The organism is Phycisphaerales bacterium (assembly GCA_035627955.1).
Classification (GTDB): domain Bacteria; phylum Planctomycetota; class Phycisphaerae; order Phycisphaerales; family UBA1924; genus JAEYTB01.
This window is the reverse complement of the sequence record DASPKU010000002.1, coordinates 77,231-94,728: the sequence shown is the minus strand read 5'-3', so window position 1 is coordinate 94,728 and position 17,498 is coordinate 77,231. Positions and strand designations below refer to the sequence as shown.

The 17,498-nt window shown below is 67.1% G+C and carries 16 protein-coding genes; 8 read left to right on the top strand and 8 right to left on the bottom strand.

What is annotated here, in order from left to right:
• Window positions 1-96: 96 nt before the first annotated feature.
• A complete protein-coding gene (locus tag VD997_02600; protein ID HYE60861.1) occupies window positions 97-456 on the bottom strand; it encodes a hypothetical protein in 360 nt (119 codons plus the stop codon).
• Between the two features lie 48 nt (window positions 457-504).
• Here VD997_02600 and VD997_02595 point away from each other — a divergent pair, with 48 nt between their 5' ends.
• On the top strand, window positions 505-1,635 hold the full coding sequence (locus tag VD997_02595; protein ID HYE60860.1) for an ABC transporter ATP-binding protein: 1,131 nt from the start codon (window positions 505-507) through the stop codon (window positions 1,633-1,635).
• Here VD997_02595 and VD997_02590 read toward each other — a convergent pair.
• Both VD997_02590 and VD997_02585 read right to left on the bottom strand, forming a co-directional pair.
• Entirely contained in the window at window positions 1,632-2,414 is a 783-nt protein-coding gene (locus VD997_02590) for a HAMP domain-containing sensor histidine kinase (GenBank protein ID HYE60859.1), read from the bottom strand. The two genes, VD997_02595 and VD997_02590, sit on opposite strands and share 4 nt — an antisense overlap.
• Window positions 2,415-2,453: 39 nt before the next feature.
• The gene (locus VD997_02585; protein ID HYE60858.1) at window positions 2,454-2,897 is read right to left on the bottom strand and encodes an NUDIX domain-containing protein; all 444 of its coding nucleotides are present in this window, start codon (window positions 2,895-2,897) and stop codon (window positions 2,454-2,456) included.
• A gap of 75 nt (window positions 2,898-2,972) precedes the next feature.
• Here VD997_02585 and VD997_02580 point away from each other — a divergent pair, with 75 nt between their 5' ends.
• Complete coding sequence (locus tag VD997_02580; protein ID HYE60857.1) at window positions 2,973-3,965, top strand: ParB/RepB/Spo0J family partition protein; 993 nt, start codon at window positions 2,973-2,975, stop codon at window positions 3,963-3,965.
• A gap of 210 nt (window positions 3,966-4,175) precedes the next feature.
• Window positions 4,176-4,556 carry a hypothetical protein gene (locus tag VD997_02575; GenBank protein HYE60856.1) on the top strand — a complete coding sequence of 127 codons (381 nt, stop codon included), beginning with the start codon at window positions 4,176-4,178 and terminating at the stop codon, window positions 4,554-4,556.
• A gap of 108 nt (window positions 4,557-4,664) precedes the next feature.
• Here the strand turns inward: VD997_02575 and VD997_02570 are convergent, their stop codons facing one another.
• Window positions 4,665-4,919 carry a hypothetical protein gene (locus VD997_02570; protein ID HYE60855.1) on the bottom strand — a complete coding sequence of 85 codons (255 nt, stop codon included), beginning with the start codon at window positions 4,917-4,919 and terminating at the stop codon, window positions 4,665-4,667.
• 413 nt (window positions 4,920-5,332) lie between these two features.
• Between VD997_02570 and VD997_02565 the strand changes: the two genes are divergently transcribed.
• Entirely contained in the window at window positions 5,333-8,062 is a 2,730-nt protein-coding gene (locus tag VD997_02565; protein HYE60854.1) for an AAA family ATPase, read from the top strand.
• 135 nt (window positions 8,063-8,197) lie between these two features.
• Here the strand turns inward: VD997_02565 and VD997_02560 are convergent, their stop codons facing one another.
• On the bottom strand, window positions 8,198-8,656 hold the full coding sequence (locus VD997_02560; protein ID HYE60853.1) for a hypothetical protein: 459 nt from the start codon (window positions 8,654-8,656) through the stop codon (window positions 8,198-8,200).
• Between the two features lie 60 nt (window positions 8,657-8,716).
• Between VD997_02560 and VD997_02555 the strand changes: the two genes are divergently transcribed.
• Complete coding sequence (locus VD997_02555; protein ID HYE60852.1) at window positions 8,717-9,712, top strand: aminotransferase class IV; 996 nt, start codon at window positions 8,717-8,719, stop codon at window positions 9,710-9,712.
• A gap of 1 nt (window position 9,713) precedes the next feature.
• Here the strand turns inward: VD997_02555 and VD997_02550 are convergent, their stop codons facing one another.
• The 3 genes from VD997_02550 to VD997_02540 all read right to left on the bottom strand — a co-directional run bounded on the left by VD997_02550 (window position 9,714) and on the right by VD997_02540 (window position 11,030).
• Window positions 9,714-10,058, bottom strand: a complete 345-nt coding sequence (locus VD997_02550) for a hypothetical protein (GenBank protein HYE60851.1) — start codon at window positions 10,056-10,058, stop codon at window positions 9,714-9,716.
• Between the two features lie 135 nt (window positions 10,059-10,193).
• The gene (locus VD997_02545; protein ID HYE60850.1) at window positions 10,194-10,667 is read right to left on the bottom strand and encodes a hypothetical protein; all 474 of its coding nucleotides are present in this window, start codon (window positions 10,665-10,667) and stop codon (window positions 10,194-10,196) included.
• 75 nt (window positions 10,668-10,742) lie between these two features.
• A complete protein-coding gene (locus VD997_02540) occupies window positions 10,743-11,030 on the bottom strand; it encodes a hypothetical protein (protein ID HYE60849.1) in 288 nt (95 codons plus the stop codon).
• Window positions 11,031-11,133: 103 nt separating this feature from the next.
• Here VD997_02540 and dnaE point away from each other — a divergent pair, with 103 nt between their 5' ends.
• The 3 genes from dnaE to VD997_02525 all read left to right on the top strand — a co-directional run bounded on the left by dnaE (window position 11,134) and on the right by VD997_02525 (window position 17,463).
• Window positions 11,134-15,174, top strand: coding sequence for a DNA polymerase III subunit alpha (gene dnaE / locus VD997_02535; GenBank protein ID HYE60848.1), 4,041 nt, complete (start codon window positions 11,134-11,136; stop codon window positions 15,172-15,174).
• A 117-nt stretch (window positions 15,175-15,291) separates the two neighbouring features.
• A complete protein-coding gene (locus tag VD997_02530; protein ID HYE60847.1) occupies window positions 15,292-16,260 on the top strand; it encodes an ROK family protein in 969 nt (322 codons plus the stop codon).
• 69 nt (window positions 16,261-16,329) lie between these two features.
• Window positions 16,330-17,463 carry a M20/M25/M40 family metallo-hydrolase gene (locus tag VD997_02525; GenBank protein ID HYE60846.1) on the top strand — a complete coding sequence of 378 codons (1,134 nt, stop codon included), beginning with the start codon at window positions 16,330-16,332 and terminating at the stop codon, window positions 17,461-17,463.
• Window positions 17,464-17,498 lie beyond the last annotated feature (35 nt).

The window sequence follows — 17,498 nt, the reverse complement described above, 5'->3', positions numbered from 1 at the left end:
TGTTGCATCGCAATCGGCAGACGATCGAACTCACGAAGCCCGTCAGCGTTGTCCCCTCTTTCTCCGCGTCCCCGCGTCTCCGCGAGAGACCCGCCTTCACTTCCGCCGCTTCGCCACGCTCACCCGCACATCCTTCAGCGTGACCGTGCACCTGGACCGCAGCAGCGCCAAGCCTCCGCCGCGCTTCCACTGATCCACCTCGAAGCATGCGCTCGCATCCGCGCACTCGATGTGCAGCACGCCGCCGGGCGTGAGCTTCACCAGCTTCGCCAGCGCGGCGAGCCCCGCGGGCGCCAGCTCCGCCCAAGCATCATCGAGCCCGCCAAACGCCCCCGCCTGCCGCGCAAACTTCCGCCGGTACTGCTCCACCTCGGCCCCAATGGACAGATCGCGCTTGGGCGCGTTGCGGTACTTCCGCAGGGTCGCGAGCTGCTGGGTTGGGCTGGGCTTCCGCACGCGCGCATCCTAACTCAGCCAACCACCCCGCCTGCTACATTTGCCGCCATGTCCTCAGCCACTGCACACCGCCCCTCCCCCACCGCCGCCGCGGGCACCGCCATCGCCATCGAGCAGATCACCAAGTCCTTCCCCGGGATCGGTGGCGGCGTCACCACGGCCGTGGACCGCGTCTCCCTCAAGATCGACGCCGGCGAGCTTTTCTTCCTCCTGGGCCCCTCCGGCTGCGGCAAAACCACCCTCCTCCGCATGATCGCCGGGTTCATCGAACCCACCTCCGGCAAGCTGCTGTTTGTCGAAGGCGCGCAGACCCGCGACGTCACCTTCCTCCCGCCCAACAAGCGCAACACCGGCATGGTCTTCCAGAGCTACGCCCTCTGGCCCCATATGACCGTCGCCGAGAACGTCGCCTTCGGCCTCGATGTCCGCAAAGTGACCGGCAAGGAACGCACCGACCGCGTGATGGACGCCCTCGCCGCAGTTCGCATGCAGGACTACGCCCAGCGCAAGCCCAACCAGCTCTCCGGCGGCCAGCAGCAGCGCGTTGCCCTGGCCAGGGCATTGGTTATCAGACCTTCCGTCCTCCTCCTCGACGAGCCCCTCTCGAATCTGGACGCAAAGCTCCGCATAGAGCTAAGGTCTGAAATCAGAAGGATTTGCAAAGAGGCCGGCACCACCACCGTCTACGTCACTCACGACCAGAAAGAAGCCCTGAGCATGGCCGACCGCGTGGCCATCATGAAGCACGGCGTCGTCCAGCAGATCGGCACCCCCGAAGACCTCTACCGCCAGCCCAGCTCGCGATTCGTCGCCGAGTTCCTCGGGGAAACCAACCTCATCGCCGCGAAGATCGCCCGCGTCACCGATCAGGGCATCCACCTCGACTCTCCCGTCTGCCCGCTCCTCGCCCGCTCACCCATTCCCAAGGGCGCGGCCCCCGGTGCCGAGGTCCTGGTCTCGATCCGACCCGAAGCCTTCAACTCCGCCGCCGCTGCTGGCCCGAACACCGTGCCTGCCCGCGTCCTCGACTCGATCTACCTGGGCGAGATGGTCCAGCACGACCTCGAGCTACCCGGCGGCGTGACGGTCAAGATGGCGGTGTTGAACCCCGGCGCAGTGCGGGCCAACGTCTCACACGTGCGCATCGCCCCGGAAGATGTCGTCATCGTCCCCGCCTAAGCCGCGGCCGCGGACGTAGTTGTTCCACGGGGAACACGCACACAGAACTTCGCGCCCGGGCCGCCGACCCGATCCAGCCAAACCTCGCCGCCCGCCTGCTTCGCAAGACGATCGCAGATCGAAAGCCCCAGGCCGGTTCCATAGCCCGACTGTGCCGCGAAGGGTTTGAAGAGCAGGGGAGAGAGGTCTTTCGGAACACCTGGCCCGTTGTCCTCAACCTCGATGAGGACGTCAGGGCCACGCGTGGACGCGCGGATGTCGATGGTGCCTCGCCCTCCCACCGCCTTGAGGGCGTTGAGGACGAGGTTGAGGACAATCTGCTGGAGCGAGACAGGGCTCGCGGCAGCCACGAGCGAGGATTCCGCATGCGTGCGGATCACGACATCCCGGCGTGTTCCACGTGGAACACACGCGATGACGTCGTCTAGAACGCCGCCCACATCGCACTCGCAAGGTCCGTCCTGCCCGCGCGCCAGCCGCAGGATGGCGTTCGCGGTCCGCGACGCCTGCTGGGCCCCGCTGATTGATCGCTCGAGCGACTTGGCCACCAGCTCCGCATCCTGCGGGCGGGCCTTCGCCATCTGGGCGTAGCTGATCACAGGGGTCATCAAATTGTTTACCTCGTGCGCCACCATCGCCGAGAGCGTCCCGAGCGTTGCCAGCTGCTCAGCCCGCGCCAGGTCGGTGCGCAGTGAGGCGACCTCCCGCTGCAGCGACTCGATCTGGTGCAGCAGCTCGGCGTTCATCGCCAGGTTCTGGTTTGCGGATGGTGGGGGCATCGCACTGGCTTATCGGCAGGATGAACACCCCACTTGCCTTCAAGTCAGCGACTCGCTTATCCACTTGAACGAGCCGTCGAGGGGCCTCGCGAGCCACAGCCGCACGGCCTCCGGGCGCACGTCCCGCTCGCCGATCGTGCCGAGGTCCGCCCATTCGAAGGAGATCTTCTCCTCCTGGCTCACCACCTCCACATCGGGCAGTTCCACGTGGAACACCAGATTCAGCTCATGCCGCACGCGCCTGCCTTGCCGAAAAATGTGCTCGTGGGCGAGGAGCAGGCGGCCGACCTTGCAGTCGATCGCGGCCTCTTCCTGGAGCTCCCGGGCCAGCGCCGTGCCTGCGGTCTCGCCGAACTCGACGTGCCCGCCCGGAAGGTAGAAGTAGTCGTGCTTGAGGTTCTTGCAGAGGAGGACGCGGTTGTTGCGGACGCACAGGCCGCGGGCGATGACCTCGACCTCGAGCGAATCGTGATTGGCTGTCATGTGGAACTCCGGCGCGCGGCGGCGCGGTGCTTGTTACCATGGGCGCGCGAGATCGACAACTGAGAGGAGAATCGCATGGATGCGAAGAAGGGCGCGGCCGTGGAAGTGAAGTCGCCGGCGCGGCGGTTGGGACGGGGGCTGAGCAGTTTGCTGGCGCTGGATACGCCGGCGGTGCCGGTGGCGGTTGAGACGCAAGTTGTTGCAGCGCAGGAACATAGGGCTGTTGCGACGCCGGCTAATGGCGAGGGCTCTGGGTTATCGGACTTTCAGTCGATCGCGGTGGCGGTGATTGAGCCGAGCAGGTATCAGCCGCGGAAGGTCATCGACGACGCGGCGATCGCCCGCTTGGCGGAGTCGATCAAGCGCGCGGGTGTGATGCAGCCGGTTATCGTGCGGCCGATCGCGGGCGGGCGGTACGAGCTGGTCGCGGGCGAGCGGCGGTGGCGGGCAGCGACGGCGGCGGGCCTGGAGAAGATCCCGGCTCTGGTGCGGCCGATGAGCGACGAGCAGAGCGCCGAGTGGGGGCTCGTCGAGAATGTGCAGCGCGAGGACCTCAACCCGATGGAGCGGGCGTGGGCGCTCAAGGCGCTGGGCGAAAAGTTCAACCTGCCGCAGCAGCAGCTCGCCGAGCGCGTGGGGCTGGAGCGGTCGACGGTTGCGAACCTGATCCGGCTGTGCGAGCTGGAGCCGGAGATCGCGCAGATGATCGTCAAAGGCGAGCTGAGCGCGGGGCACGGCAAGGCGCTGCTCGCGGCGCCGGCGGGGCCGCAGCGGGTGGGGCTGGCACGCGAGGCGCACACGTTCAACTACTCGGTGCGCAAGCTCGAGAGCATCGCCGCGAAAGTGGGGGAGCGCAAGGCCAAGGGGGGCAAGGCCGACCCCATGGAAGACCTGAGCACGCGGTACGCGCACCTGCGGGACCTGGAGCGGCAGATCGGGCAGCAGCTGGGAACGAAGGTGCAGATCCTCACGACCGGCAGCGGCAAGCGCGGCCGGCTGTGCATCGAGTTCTACGGGCTTGATCACTTCGATGGGTTGCTGCAACGCCTGAACGTGCGGGCGCACTAGTTCGAACGAACATTGCACGAACATATTTGTCGACGCGTGACATAGGTTTCGCGCCGGCGTGCATGTAGAATCGGCGACTCAGGTTTGTGCGATCATTGAGCCCGCAGGCTCATATCTGAGAGATCATGCGTGCAAGGCCCCACGCCAAACTCCGGGCCGGCAAAAGAGGAATGACACATGGGCCGGAAGTCTGGACTGTCGCATCTTTCGATGATTGAGCTGCAGGCGGAGCTGGCACGCCGTGCGAAGGCCGCGCAGGTGCTGCAGCGCAAGCGGGCGAAGCTTGTTTCCAAGCTGAGCGTGATCGATGCGCAGCTGCGGGAGATCGGGGCGGCGACGGGCGCTGTGCGCGTGGGGCGCGTTGGTGCGGTGCCGGGGCGCAAGCGGGCTCGGAACGAGATGAACCTCGCTGACGCGCTTGCCAAGGTGCTCAAGGGCAAGACGATGGGCGTGACGGAGGTGGCCGAGGCGGTGCAGAAGGCCGGGTACCAGACCACGGCCGCGAACTTCCGGACCATCGTGAACCAGTGCCTGATCAAGAACGGGAAGATGTTCAAGAAGGTCGAGCGCGGGCAGTACACGGCGGCGTGAGCGCGGCGCTACAACCTGGGAAAAGAAACAAGGGCCCGCGAGGGCCCTTATTCGTTTGAGTGTCGAAGCAGAAGACCCTCGCGTGCGCGTCGGGCTTGTTGGTGGCGATCAGTGGGGGATGGGCGCCGGGGAGAGGCGGCTGGGGCGGTCGGTGAAGGCGAAGCCGCGGGCCCAGTCTTCCTTCAGGGTGCGGTAGTTGGTGTCCCACGCGTGGGCGCGGCTGTTGCCGTAGTCGACAGCGCGGCCGCTGAGGGTGGCGAGGCCGGGGGAGAGGTCGCCGTCGACACTGCTGGCGCAGCCGCCGAGGGTCGAGGCGCCGGCGACGAGGGCGAGAAGACCAACGACACGGACCTTGCTGAGCATGCGGCGACTCCAGTGGGGCCCCGGGTGAGGGGCGGGGTGAGTTTGTAACCCAAGTGTGGCCCCTCGTCAAACGGTTTGCCGGGCGTTTGCCGGCGGGAGGGGGCGGTGGTACTCCAGGTGACGCGGGCAGAGAGGGATACGGACCGGCTGGATAGGTGGTTGCCGGGTAGCCGCACTATCAACTCACCGCTCAGAGCCGCGTTGAGTCCATGGCACCCGCGCGGCGCATAAGTCTTTGGCGTGGCACACTCAACAGGGTGTCACAGTGGCAGTCCCCGGGGCGTGAGTTGGTGACAAAGCCCAGCGATCGTGATCCCTGGGCTTTCCGGATGGGCCGGAAAGTGGCGCGCCGGTTGCATGTTCACCACCTGACCGCCGCCGTACAGGGCGTGGGTGGTCTCAAGGAGGAACCGATGCGACCTGACCGGATGACGACCGCCGCGCAGCAGGCCCTGGCCGATGCACAAAGCCTCGCGAGCACCCGCAGCAACCCCGAGGTGACCGGGCTGCACGTGCTCGCGGCCATGCTGACGGACCGCAACGGTCCCGCCTGGTCGGTCATCGGGAAGGTCGGGGCGGACCCGGCGCGGGTGTCGCAGCTGGCCGAGGCCGAGCTGAGCCGCCTCCCGAGCACCAGCAGCGGCGCGGGCTCCGCAGGGCGGGCGATCATGGAGGTGCTGACGAAGGCGGATGCGGAGGCCAAGCGCATGGGCGACGCCTACGTGAGCAGCGAGCACCTGCTGCTGGCGGTCACCGACTTCGCCGGGCCGGCGCGGGACGTGCTCGCGGCGGTGGGAGTCAACCACAAGCGCGTGCAGGAGGCGGTGACCGCGATCCGCAAGGCCTCGGGGGTGGACAAAATCACCGACCAGAACGCCGAGCAGAACTTCGAGAGCCTCAAGAAGTACGCGATCGACCTCACCGAGCGGGCCCAGCAGGGCAAGCTCGACCCGGTGATCGGGCGGGACGAGGAGATCCGGAGGTGCATGCAGGTGCTCAGCCGGCGCACCAAGAACAACCCGGTGCTGATCGGAGAGGCGGGTGTGGGCAAGACGGCGATCGCGGAGGGGCTCGCCCAGCGGATCGTGAACGGCGACTGCCCCGACGGGATGAAGAACAAGCGGATCATGGCCCTCGATGTGGGCGCTTTGCTTGCGGGCGCGAAGTACCGAGGCGAGTTCGAGGAGCGGCTCAAGGCCGTGCTGCGGGAGGTGATGGGCAGCAAGGGCGAGATCATCCTGTTCATTGACGAGCTGCACACGATCATCGGCGCCGGCGCGGCCGAGGGCGCGGTCTCCGCGGGCAACCTGCTCAAGCCGGTGCTTGCACGTGGCGAGCTGCGCTGCATCGGCGCGACCACGCTGGATGAGTACCGCAAGCACATCGAGAAGGACCCCGCGTTCGAGCGGCGGTTCCAGCCGATCTTCGTGGATCAGCCGACAGTAGAGCAAACGGTGGCGATCCTCCGCGGCTTGAAGCCGCGCTACGAGGCGCACCACGGCGTGCGGATCCTGGACAGCGCGATCCTCTCCGCGGCGCAGCTGAGCCACCGCTACATCGCCGACCGCTTCCTGCCCGACAAGGCGATCGACCTGATCGACGAGGCTGCGGCCAGGCTGCGGATCGAGAACGACAGCATGCCCAGCGAGCTGGACGAGCTGCGGCGCCGCATCATGCAGCTGGAGATCGAGCGCGAGGCGCTGCGGATCGAAGCCGAAGGAAGCACCGGTCGGGAGACCGGTGCCACCAAGGCAGGGACACTGCGCGAGCTGGAGCGCGTGGAGAGAGAGCTGAGCGAACTCGGCGAACAGAACCGCGCCCTCACAGCCCGCTGGGAGCAGGAGAAGAAGGGCCTCGATGCTGTCAAGGACATCAAGGAAGAGATGGAGCGCAAGCAGGTCGAGCTCGAGCAGGCCCAGCGGCGCGGCGACCTCGAACGCGCCGCCCGCATCCGCTACGGCGAGCTCCGCGACCTGCAGCTCAAGCTCGAACAGAGCGAGAAAGCCCTCGAGGAGCAGAAGAACCGGGGCGAGGCCCTGGTGAAGGAGGAGGTAGACGCCGAGGCCATCGCGGAGGTGGTGGGGCGGTGGACCGGCATCCCCGTGTCGCGCCTCGTTGAGGGTGAGCGCGAGAAACTCACTCGCATGGAGGAGCAGCTCTCGCGCCGCGTGGTCGGCCAGGAGCACGCCCTCAAAGCAGTAGCGGACGCGGTGCGGCGCTCGCGCGCCGGGCTGAGCGACCCTAACAAGCCGATCGGCAGCTTCCTGTTCCTGGGCCCCACGGGCGTGGGCAAGACCGAGACATGCCGCGCACTCGCGGAGTTCCTCTTCGATACCGAGGAGGCGATGGTGCGTATCGACATGAGCGAGTACGGCGAGAAGCACGCAGTTGCGCGCCTCATTGGCGCACCCCCCGGCTACGTCGGCTACGACGAGGGCGGGCAGCTGACCGAGACGGTGCGGCGGCGGCCCTACTGCGTGGTGCTGCTGGACGAGATCGAGAAGGCCCACCCCGACGTGTTCAACATCCTGCTCCAGGTGCTCGACGACGGCCGCCTCACCGACGGCCAGGGCCGCACCGTGGACTTCAAGAACACGATCATTGTGATGACCAGCAACTACGGATCCGCGCAGATCCAGGAGCTGACGAGCCAGGGCGCAGAGGACTGGGAGATCGAGGCCGCGATCCGCGAACTGCTTAAGCGCGGCCCCGGCGGGCTGATGGCAGAGGAGTTCGGCAGAGCGGCGGGGCTGCCGACGAAGGTGACAGAGGTCATGAGCCGCGCGGCCATGACGATGCAGGGCGGGCTGATGCGGCCGGAGCTGCTCAACCGCATCGACGAGGTCGTGATCTTCCACCAGCTCAAGAAGGAGGCGCTGTCGTCGATTGTGGAGATCCAGCTGGCGCGCCTGCGCAAGCGGCTCGCCGAGCGGGGCATGTCGCTGGAGCTCACTGACATCGCAAAGGCGGAGTTGGCGACGGAGGGCTGGGACCCTGCGTTCGGTGCTCGCCCGCTCAAGAGGACGATCCAGCAGCGCGTGGAGAACACCTTGGCCGCGCGGATCCTGAGCGGGGAGTTCGGGGCGGGGGACGCGATCGTGTGCGACTTCAATGGCGGGGTGTTTGTGTTCAGGAAGGCGTAAAGGCAGGTACGCGGAGTTGCGCGGAAGGGCGGAGTTGCGCGGAAGGGCGGAGTTGCGCGGAGGAAAGACAGTTGGGCGTAAAACACGGTCACCTGTTGTGCATCGGAGTCGGGCACTGTGCTGAGAGCGGGGGCGCTAGCGCATCCCAAGGCTCGATAGGAACAGCAGTGCGTCCGCGAGCTCATCCTCGCTGAGGTTCAGCAGCGACTTCCTGAGCGCCTGCTGGCGCGGCATGCGGTACACCACGACGTTGGTGTGAACCTCCTGCACCGCGTTGCGGAACCGGGCGAGCTGGCTCTTGCTGCGGTGCTGGTAGTCCAGGGTGATCGTGAACGTCAGCGCGAGCAGGCCCGCGAATGCCAGCACGTACGCGACGTTGCCAGGTGCCTCGCCACTGGTCGCATCGAGCACGGCCGGCCCGAACCCCACCAGGGCGATGCCGAGGATCGAGGGCGCCCAGGTCGGCCCGTCGCGCGGCTTGTGGCGGATAACGTAGACGACGGCAGCGACGAGGACGATCACCGCCAGGAGCAGGACGGCGATGGCGAGGGCGGTCCAGGAGAGGCCGTCGGTGCTGAGGTGGGGCGCGGCCATGGGCGTGCACTCCGGTGAGTCCACGCGCGGGCCTGAGAGCGTGGCCGCTATGGTTGGGGCATGGCCACGGTCTTCTTGAATGGTCGCTTTCTTTCGCGTGACGAGGCGGTGATTTCCGCGTTCGACGCGGGCTTTCAGCACGGCGTAGGGCTGTTTGAGACGTTGCTGGCGGTGAGGACGGCGGGTGGTGGTTTTCGGACTATCCACCTCGAGGAGCATGTGGGACGGCTCGCGGGCTCAGCCCGACAGCTTGGATTGTCGGAATCGCTGCGCGTGGGCGCCCTCGAGGAGGCGGTGCGGCGGACGGTGGAGAAGGCGGGCGAGGAGATGCCCGACCAGCAGCGGCTGCGGGTGCGGCTGACGATCACGGGCGGCGACCTGAACATGCTGGGGCGGCCGGGCGTGTCGTCCTCGGGGCCGGCCGGCGAGGGCGTGTCGCCGACACTGATGATCGTGGCGCAGCCGGCGACGCAGTACCCGGCGGAGATGTTCGAGCGCGGGAGCTCGGTAGTCGTAGCGGACCTGCGGGTGAACCCGCTGGACCCGTTCCAAGGGCACAAGACGCTGAACTATTGGCCGCGCCTGCGGGAGTTGCAGAACGCCGCGGCCAAGCGCGTTGGCGAGGCGCTGATCTTCCAGGTGACCAACCACCTCGCGGGTGGGTGCGTGAGCAACGCCTTCGTGGTGAAGGATGGGCTGATCTACACGCCGATTGCCCGCGGTGAAGAGGAGGAGGTTGCGGGGGGTGGGCTGGATGATGAGGGCGAAGAGCCGCCGCGCAGCGGCGGGGTACCCAGCGGAGCGGCGATGCCCAGCCCGGTGCTCCCCGGGATCGTGCGGCGGTGGGTGATGGACTGGTGCGGCACGGAGGGCATGGACGTCGAGCGGCGGATGCTGTCCATTGATGATGTGCTGGGCGCGGACGAGGTGTTCCTGACCAACAGCAGCTGGGGCGTGCTGCCGGTTGTGCGGGTCGAGCGCGAGCAGATCGGCGACGGGGTGGTAGGGGAGGTTTCGAAGAGGCTGGTGGAGGCGTGGGGGTCGCTGGTGAGCTGAGTCAGAGCCGTGCGAGCGATTCGCCGATGATGGCGCCCAGGTACATGACTGCGATGCAGAGCGGCGGCGATGCCGCGGCCGCGATGACCGAGGGAGTTCCCTCGTACTTCTTCTGACGCAGCACGTGGGTGACGAGCACCGGCGTGACGGCGATGAACCAGACCCACGCGAAACACACCGAGATGATGACGGGCAGGTCCCACGCCTCACTTCGATTGGTCGGGTGGCCGAACTCCCCGATCTCCTGCTCCACGAGAAACGACAAGATCGCGATGAACACAGCGGCGACGAGCGATGGCGCTGTGATGATGGTGAGGTGCCGCAGCCAGCGCCTGCCGTTCGGCACACGCCCCCTGCTCGAGCAGAACTCGCCGCACTCGGGGCATGTCACCACCCGCCCTGCGGCGGGCAGGCCTGAGAGTTCGTAGCGACAGTTGGGGCACCGGGGCATCGGATGGGGTGAGGCTACCAGCGCTGGCGCTTAGCGGAGCATCAGAAGAAACACTCCGAACAGGAACGCGGCCAGCAGCGTGCTGACATAGCCCACGGCCACCTCATCGAAGACGATCCGCGGGCGGGCGGCGTAGATACGGGCGCGGTACTTGGCAACGAGGAGCGGTGCGAAGAGGCCCCACAGGATGGCCGCGCAGAGGAAAGGGACGAGGTAAGGCCGAGCGTTCGGGAGTCCTTTGCTCGTGAAGTGCCACACGCCCCAGAAGGTGATCATCGGGACGATGATGACGACCAGGGCCATGCCGAAGTCGGGCATCACGCCGGGGCCGTCGGGCTCGTTGGTCTCGCGGACCTTGCCGCACTCGGGGCACTGCGCGGAACCGTCCGGCTTGTCCAGGCCCTGGAGGGCGTAGCCGCAGGCGCGGCAATGGGCGTCGAGGTAAGTGCGCGGCGGGGTGGTCTCGATGAGCGAGGACTGGCCGCACTCGGGGCAGGCGATCACGCCGGCGTGGGGAGGCAGGCCAGAGAGGTCGTAGTGGCAGGTGCGGCAGCGGATGAGTCAGCCCCCTGCGGAGGGTCACGGCTCGTGCTGGACGACGCGGACGTTGCGGCGGCCGTCGAGGAGGCCGTTGGGGGCGGAGGTGCGGGTGAAGAGACGGCGCACGGCGTTGACGGCCATGCCGGCGAGGAAGACCACCGCGATCACGATGGCGACCGGGATGAGGATCGCAAGAGCGATCAGCACGCAGACAATGAGCCCCGCGGACGCGGCCACGCGGGACACCCAGCTGGGCTGCCGCTGCACCACCTCGATGACACGCCCCATCGAGGTCGCTTTCTGGCGGATGGTGGTGATGGTGAACACGGGAAGATTCTAGGGAGCCGGCGGTTTGTGGTTTCAGTGTGGTGACGATGTCGGTTCAGTGGAATCGGGCCGGTGAGCCGGGGCGAATCGGTATCCTGTAGGTATGGCCGATGGACCGACCACCACCCCTGCACCTGGTACGAAGCCCGATATGGGCGAGTTTGTGCATCTGCACCTGCACACCGAGTACTCGCTGCTGGACGGCGGGAACCGGATCGACAAGCTGGTGGCGCGGGTGGCGGAGCTGGGGATGAAGGCCGTGGGGGTCACGGACCACGGCAACATCTTCGGCGCGGTGGCCTTCTACACCGCGTGCAAGGACAAGGGGGTCAAGCCGATCCTGGGGGTGGAGGCGTACGTGACGCCCCCGGGCAAGCCGCGGACGGACCGGACGTACAGCGGCGGGGGCGAGGGCGGGTTCCACCTTGTGCTGCTGGCGGAGAACGACGAGGGGTGGCGGAACCTGCTGTACCTGTGCAGCGAGGCGTACCTCACGGGGTTCTACTACAAGCCGCGGATCGACCGCGAGATTCTCGCCAAGCACAGCGCGGGGCTGATCGCGATCAACGGGCACCTTGGCAGCGAGATCGGCGAGCACCTGCTGAGCTACGTGCGCAGCAGCGACAAGAAGCACTGGGACGCGGCCGTGGAGTCGGCCCGGTGGCACGCCGAGCACCTGCCCAAGGGGAACTTCTACATCGAGCTCCAGCACCACGTGCCGGAGCAGAACGCGATCAACCCGCTGCTCATCAAGCTGGCCAAGGAGCTCTCTCTGCCGCTGGTGTGCGACAACGACTCGCACTTCCTGCGGGCCGAGGACCACGACAGCCACGACACGCTGATCTGCATCAGCACCGGCAAGAGCAAGCACGACACGCAGCGGATGAAGTACCCGACCGAGCTCTACGTCAAGAGCCCGCGCGAGATGCGCGAGGTGATGGAGGAGTACGGCGAGGCGGGGCGCGAGGCGATCGCAAACACAGTGAAGATCGCGGAGCGGTGCAATGTGACGCTGCCGATCGGGGCGAACCATGCGCCGTCGGTGCGGGTGAGGGTGAAAGCGGAAGGCGGAAAGCGGAAAGCGGAGAGCGGGGGCGGGGGCGGGGGCGGAGGTGGAGTGGAGAGCTGGCCGCTCGGTGAGCTGCCCAGGCACGACGATCCGCGCTTCGGGGGCGACCTGACCGCGTGGTACAAGGCCTACTGCCAGTGCTTCGAGGTGGTGCCGTTCCAGGTGCCGGCCGGGTGCAGCGAGGAGGAGCGGAAGGGGCTGGTCGCCGAGGCGAAGACCGAGTGCGACAAGGCGCTGCGGCTGCTGGCCGAGGCGGGGATGGTGTGGCGGTATGGGCCGCGGGAAAGCTCAAAGCTCAAAGCTCAAACCTCAAATGATGAAGCAGAGGCGAGGCTCGCGAGACTGGAGCGCGAGCTCGGCATCCTCAGCGGTAAGAACATCTCCGCGTACTTCCTGATCGTGTGGGACTTCGTGAACTGGGGCCGGCAGAACGGGGTGCCGGCGCTGGCCCGTGGTTCGGGCGTCGGCACGATGGTGGGGTACGTGCTGGGGTTATCCAACGCGTGCCCGGTGCGGTACGGGCTGCTGTTCGAGCGGTTCACCGACCCCGACCGCTCCGAGTACCCCGATATCGATATCGACCTGTGCCAGGACGGGCGCGGGAACGTCATCAACTACGTCCGCAACAAGTACGGGCACGTGGCGCAGATCATCACCTTCGGAACGCTGAAGGCCCGCGCGGCCGTGCGTGACGTCGGGCGCGTGCTGGAGATGCCGCTCGCAGACGTCGACCGGCTGGCGAAGCTGATCCCGGAAACACTGGGCATGACGCTGGAGGACGCGCTCACCGCCGAGCCCGACCTCAAGAAGCTGTACGACAGCGATGGCACGGTCAAGCAGCTCATCGACAACGCGATGGGCATCGAGGGCCAGGCCCGCCACGCGAGCGTGCACGCAGCCGGCGTCATCGTCGCCACGCGCCCCCTGCACGAGATCGTTCCGCTCTACCGCGCCAGCGGCTCGGCCGAGAACGAAGTGGTCACGCAGTGGGACGGGCCCACCTGCGAGAAGATGGGCCTGCTCAAGATGGACTTCCTGGGCCTGCGCACGATCTCGATCGTGGCGCGGGCGCTCAAGCTCATCCGCGAGACGCTCAGCGAGGAGGAGATCTGGAAGGCGGTTGGGCGCGGCGCGGACTACGCCTCCATCCAGAGCGGCAAAGAGCCTGCCTCGCGCGCCCACCCGCTCGACCTCGACCGCCTGGACTTCCGCGACCAGAAGGTGTTCGAGCTCTTCCGTCGCGGCGAGACCACCGGCGTGTTCCAGTTCGAATCCGGCGGGATGCGGCGGCTGCTGGTGGAGATGAAGCCCGACCGGCTGGAGGACCTCATCGCCGCGAACGCGCTGTTCCGGCCGGGGCCGATGGACCTCATCCCCGACTACAACCAGCGCAAGCACGGCCTTCAGGAAGTCCCCAAGGTCCACGACATCGTCGACCGCTACACCAGCGAGACCTACGGCGTGATGGTGTACCAGGAGCAGGTCATGCAGATCGTGCACGGCCTGGGCGGCATCAAGCTTCGCGACGCCTACTCGCTCATCAAGAACATCAGCAAGAAGAAGCACGACAAAATTGAGAAGGAGCGCCCCAAGTTCGTCGACGGCGCGCAGAAACAGGGGCTGACCAAGCAGGGCGCCGAGGAGCTGTTCGAGCTGATCCTCAAGTTCGCCGGCTACGGCTTCAACAAGAGCCACTCGACCGGCTACGCGATCGTGGCGTACCAGACGGCGTACCTGAAGACGTATTTTCCCAATCAGTACATGGCCGCGTTCCTGACGTACGAGTCGGGCGCGAACAAGGTCAGCGACTGGATCCCCTACCTCGAAGATTGCCGCCGCACGCGGTTCATCGACGCGGACACGGGCGTGCAGGTCAAGGTTGGGGTCGAGGTCCGCCCGCCGGACATCAACCTGTCGCTGTCGGACTTCGCGGTGGTGTACGACGACAGCGAGCCCCGGATCGCGCGACAGGGCCACGTGCGCTTCGGCCTCAAGGCCCTGAAGGGCGCGGGCGATAAGGCCATCGAAGCGATCATCACCGAGCGGCAGAAGAGCGGGCCGTTCACGAGCCTGTTTGACTTCTGCGAGCGGATGCCCCCGGGCAGCGTGAACAAGAGCACGCTGGAGGCGCTGATCAAGTGCGGCGCGTTCGACGGCGTGCACGGGCGGGCGACGCGCAGCGCGATGGTCGCGTCCATCGAGCAAGCCCTCAGCGCGGGGGCGCGGGCTGCGGCGGACAAGGCGGCGGGTCAGGCGGCGCTCTTTGGCGGGCCGGGCCCTGCGGCCGCGGCCAAGGCGCCCGTGATCACGCTCGCGAAGGCCGAGCCCTGGAGCGAGACCGAAACGCTCGCGAACGAGAAGGACGCGCTCGGGTTCTATGTGTCCAGCCACCCGCTGGAGCGGTGGAAGAGCTGGGCCGGCATCTTCACCACCGCGAACACGGCGAGCATCAAGGAAATGCAGCAGGACCAGCGCGCGGTGATCGCGGCCATGGTGCAGTCGGCCCGCACCATCGTGCTCAAGAACGGGCGCAATGCCGGGCAGAAAATGGCGATCCTCACCGTCGAAGACTCCTTCGGCGCGTGCGACTGCCCGCTCTTCGCCGACGGCTACGCGAAGTACGGCCACCTCGCCGAGGCAGAAAAGGTCGTGTTTGTGCTGGGGCGCGTGGACCTCAAACGCGGCGACCCGCAGCTGGTGATCGACCGGCTCGCGCCCATCGACGGCGTACCACTCGACGGCGGCAAGGTGCGGCTGATGGTGGACGAGCTGCGCCTGAACGGGTCGGCGCCAACGGTGCTGAAGCAGGTGGCGGGGCTGATCACCGCCCCGCCCAAGCAGCCGACCGTCGCGGTTCCGATGCTGCCCATCGAGCTGGTGATCGGCACGCAAGACCAGGTCGCGATTCTCGCGGCCGATGCGCAGCTGCGGATTCGACTGGAACCGGACCTGATCAAGGCCGTGGAAACGGAGCTGGGGCCGGGGATGGTGCGGCTGGTGGGCGGCGTGGCGTTCGAGAAGACGGAGAAGAAGCCGTGGGAGGGCAAAAAGCGCGGGGGTGGGGGAGCGGACTAGGCGTCGATAGGACTCATAGGACCTATAGGACTGATAGGACGTATAGATCAGATGGACTCGCGCCAGCGGTGCTGACGATTGACCACGACTAACGTTTGGGGCTCTCAGGAGTCCCTCATGCCCAAGCCTCTTATCGGGATCGATCTCGGCGGCACGAACATGCAGATCGGGCTGGTGTCGCCCGAATGGAAGATGCTGGGGCAGGCCAAGCGGAAGACGAAGGCGGATGAGGGGCAGGACGCGGTCGTGGCGCGGATCGTCGAGGGGATCGAGGAGGCGTGCCAGAACGCAGGGACGACGGTTGCCGGCGTCGGCGCGATCGGCATCGGCGCGCCGGGGGCGGTGGACCCGGTGAAGGGTGTGGTGGTTGAGGCCGTGAACCTGCGGTGGAATGACGTGCCGCTCGCGGCCATCCTCACGCGCAAGCTGAAGGTGAAGACGTTCCTTGATAACGACGTCAACGTCGCGGTCGTGGGGGAGAACCGGATCGGGGCAGGAAAGAACGCGAAGGACCTGCTGGGTGTGTGGGTGGGCACGGGGATTGGCGGGGGGCTGATCCTGAACGGGTCCCTGTACTACGGCTGCCATTTCAGCGCGGGGGAGATCGGGCACACGGTGCTGCACCCTGGGCGGGCGCTGGGGGATCGCACGTTGGAGAACGCGTGCTCGCGCACGGCCGTGGTCGACCGGCTGGTGCGCCTGATCAAGAGCAACCACAAGACGCGGCTGACGTCGGAGGTGGGGCAGGAGTACAACAAGATCAAGAGCAAGACGCTGGCGCAGTTCTATCACGGGAGCGGCAAGCCGGACAAGCTGGTGTGCCAGGTGGTGGATCACTCGGCGCACGAGCTGGGAATGGCCATCGCGAACATGGTGACGGTGCTGAGCCTGCCCCGGGTGGTGCTGGGGGGCGGGCTGACGGAAGCGCTGGGCAAGGAGTATGTGAAGCGGGTGGAGGCGTCGGTGCGTGAACACGCGTTCCCGGCCGCGTGTAAGAAGGTGGATGTGGTGGAGAGCCAGCTCGCGGACACGGCCGGGGTCTTCGGGGCGGCGATGATCGCGGCGGAGCGGCTGCGGGGGAAGTAAGACCAAACACGGAGGCACGGAGAGCACGGAGAAAGTCGCACAGAGTGGGGCGAGTGAAAGAGGTGTGTGATGCAGAAGGTGTGGACTGCGGCTCTGGTGTGTGTGCTGGCGGGCGCGGCGGTGGCCGGGCCTGAGGAGAAGGTGGAGCAGGAGCGGTTGATGGCGACGCTGCGGTCGCTGCCGACGGCGCGGGCGGCGCTGGGTGATGCGGCGTCGCGCGAGGGTTTGAAGAAGACCGAGGAACAGCTGATCGCGGCGCTCAAGGAGCTGGGGTACACGCCCAAGGTGCACGAGTTCAAGTGGGCGCTGCCGGCGCGCCGGTTCAACCGGGAGGCGGGCGAGGAGCCGGCGAAGCCCGAGGAGCACACGTACCGCAACATCAGCGTGGAGATCGTGGGGAAGGAGCTGCCGGGCGAGGTGCTGATCGTGGCGGCGCACTTTGATGCGGTGCCGGGGACGCCGGGCGCGGACGACAACGGCTCTGGCACGGCGGGGCTGCTGGAGCTCGCGCGGGTGCTGAAGGACGAGCCGATGAAGCGGACGGTGCGGCTGGTGTTCTTCAACCTCGAGGAGGTGGGGCTGGTGGGGGCGTCGCAGTATGTGAAGGAGCTGCGCGAGAGGGGGGTGATCGGGAAGAAGGAGAGCGGAGAGCAGGGAGCGGAGAGCGGGAAGGCGGAAAGCGGAGAGCGGAAAGCGGAGGAAGGCCCGGCGGCGCAGGAGGGGAAGGGTGCGGCCGCGGACGCGAAGCCGAAGGAGAAGATCATCGGCATGATCAGCCTGGAGTCGATCGGCTACTTCTCCGATGAGCCGGGGAGCCAGAAGAGTCCGATCCCGCCGATCAAGGGCGTGTTCGAGCCGCCGACGGTGGGGGACGGGATTGCGCTCGTTGGGTTCCAGCGCGACGCCGCGTTCGTGAAGGCGCTGGAGAAGGGGATGACCGGCGCGGCGAAGGAGCTGAAGGTGAACGCGTACGCGTTCCCGATGGCGCTGCCGGACCTGCTGCGGTCGGACCATGCACCGTTCTACGGCGCGGGCGTGCCGGCGGTGATGCTGACCGACACGGCCAACTTCCGGAACCCCAACTACCACAAGCCGACGGACACGGTGGAGACGATTGACCCGCGCCGGTTCACGCTGGTGGTGAAGGGGGTGGCGGGGGCGGTGGTGGAGGTGGCGGGGGAGTGCGGGCAAGGCAATCCTTGAGCGCCTGGACGCCTCGGTTAAGCCACCTAGGCATC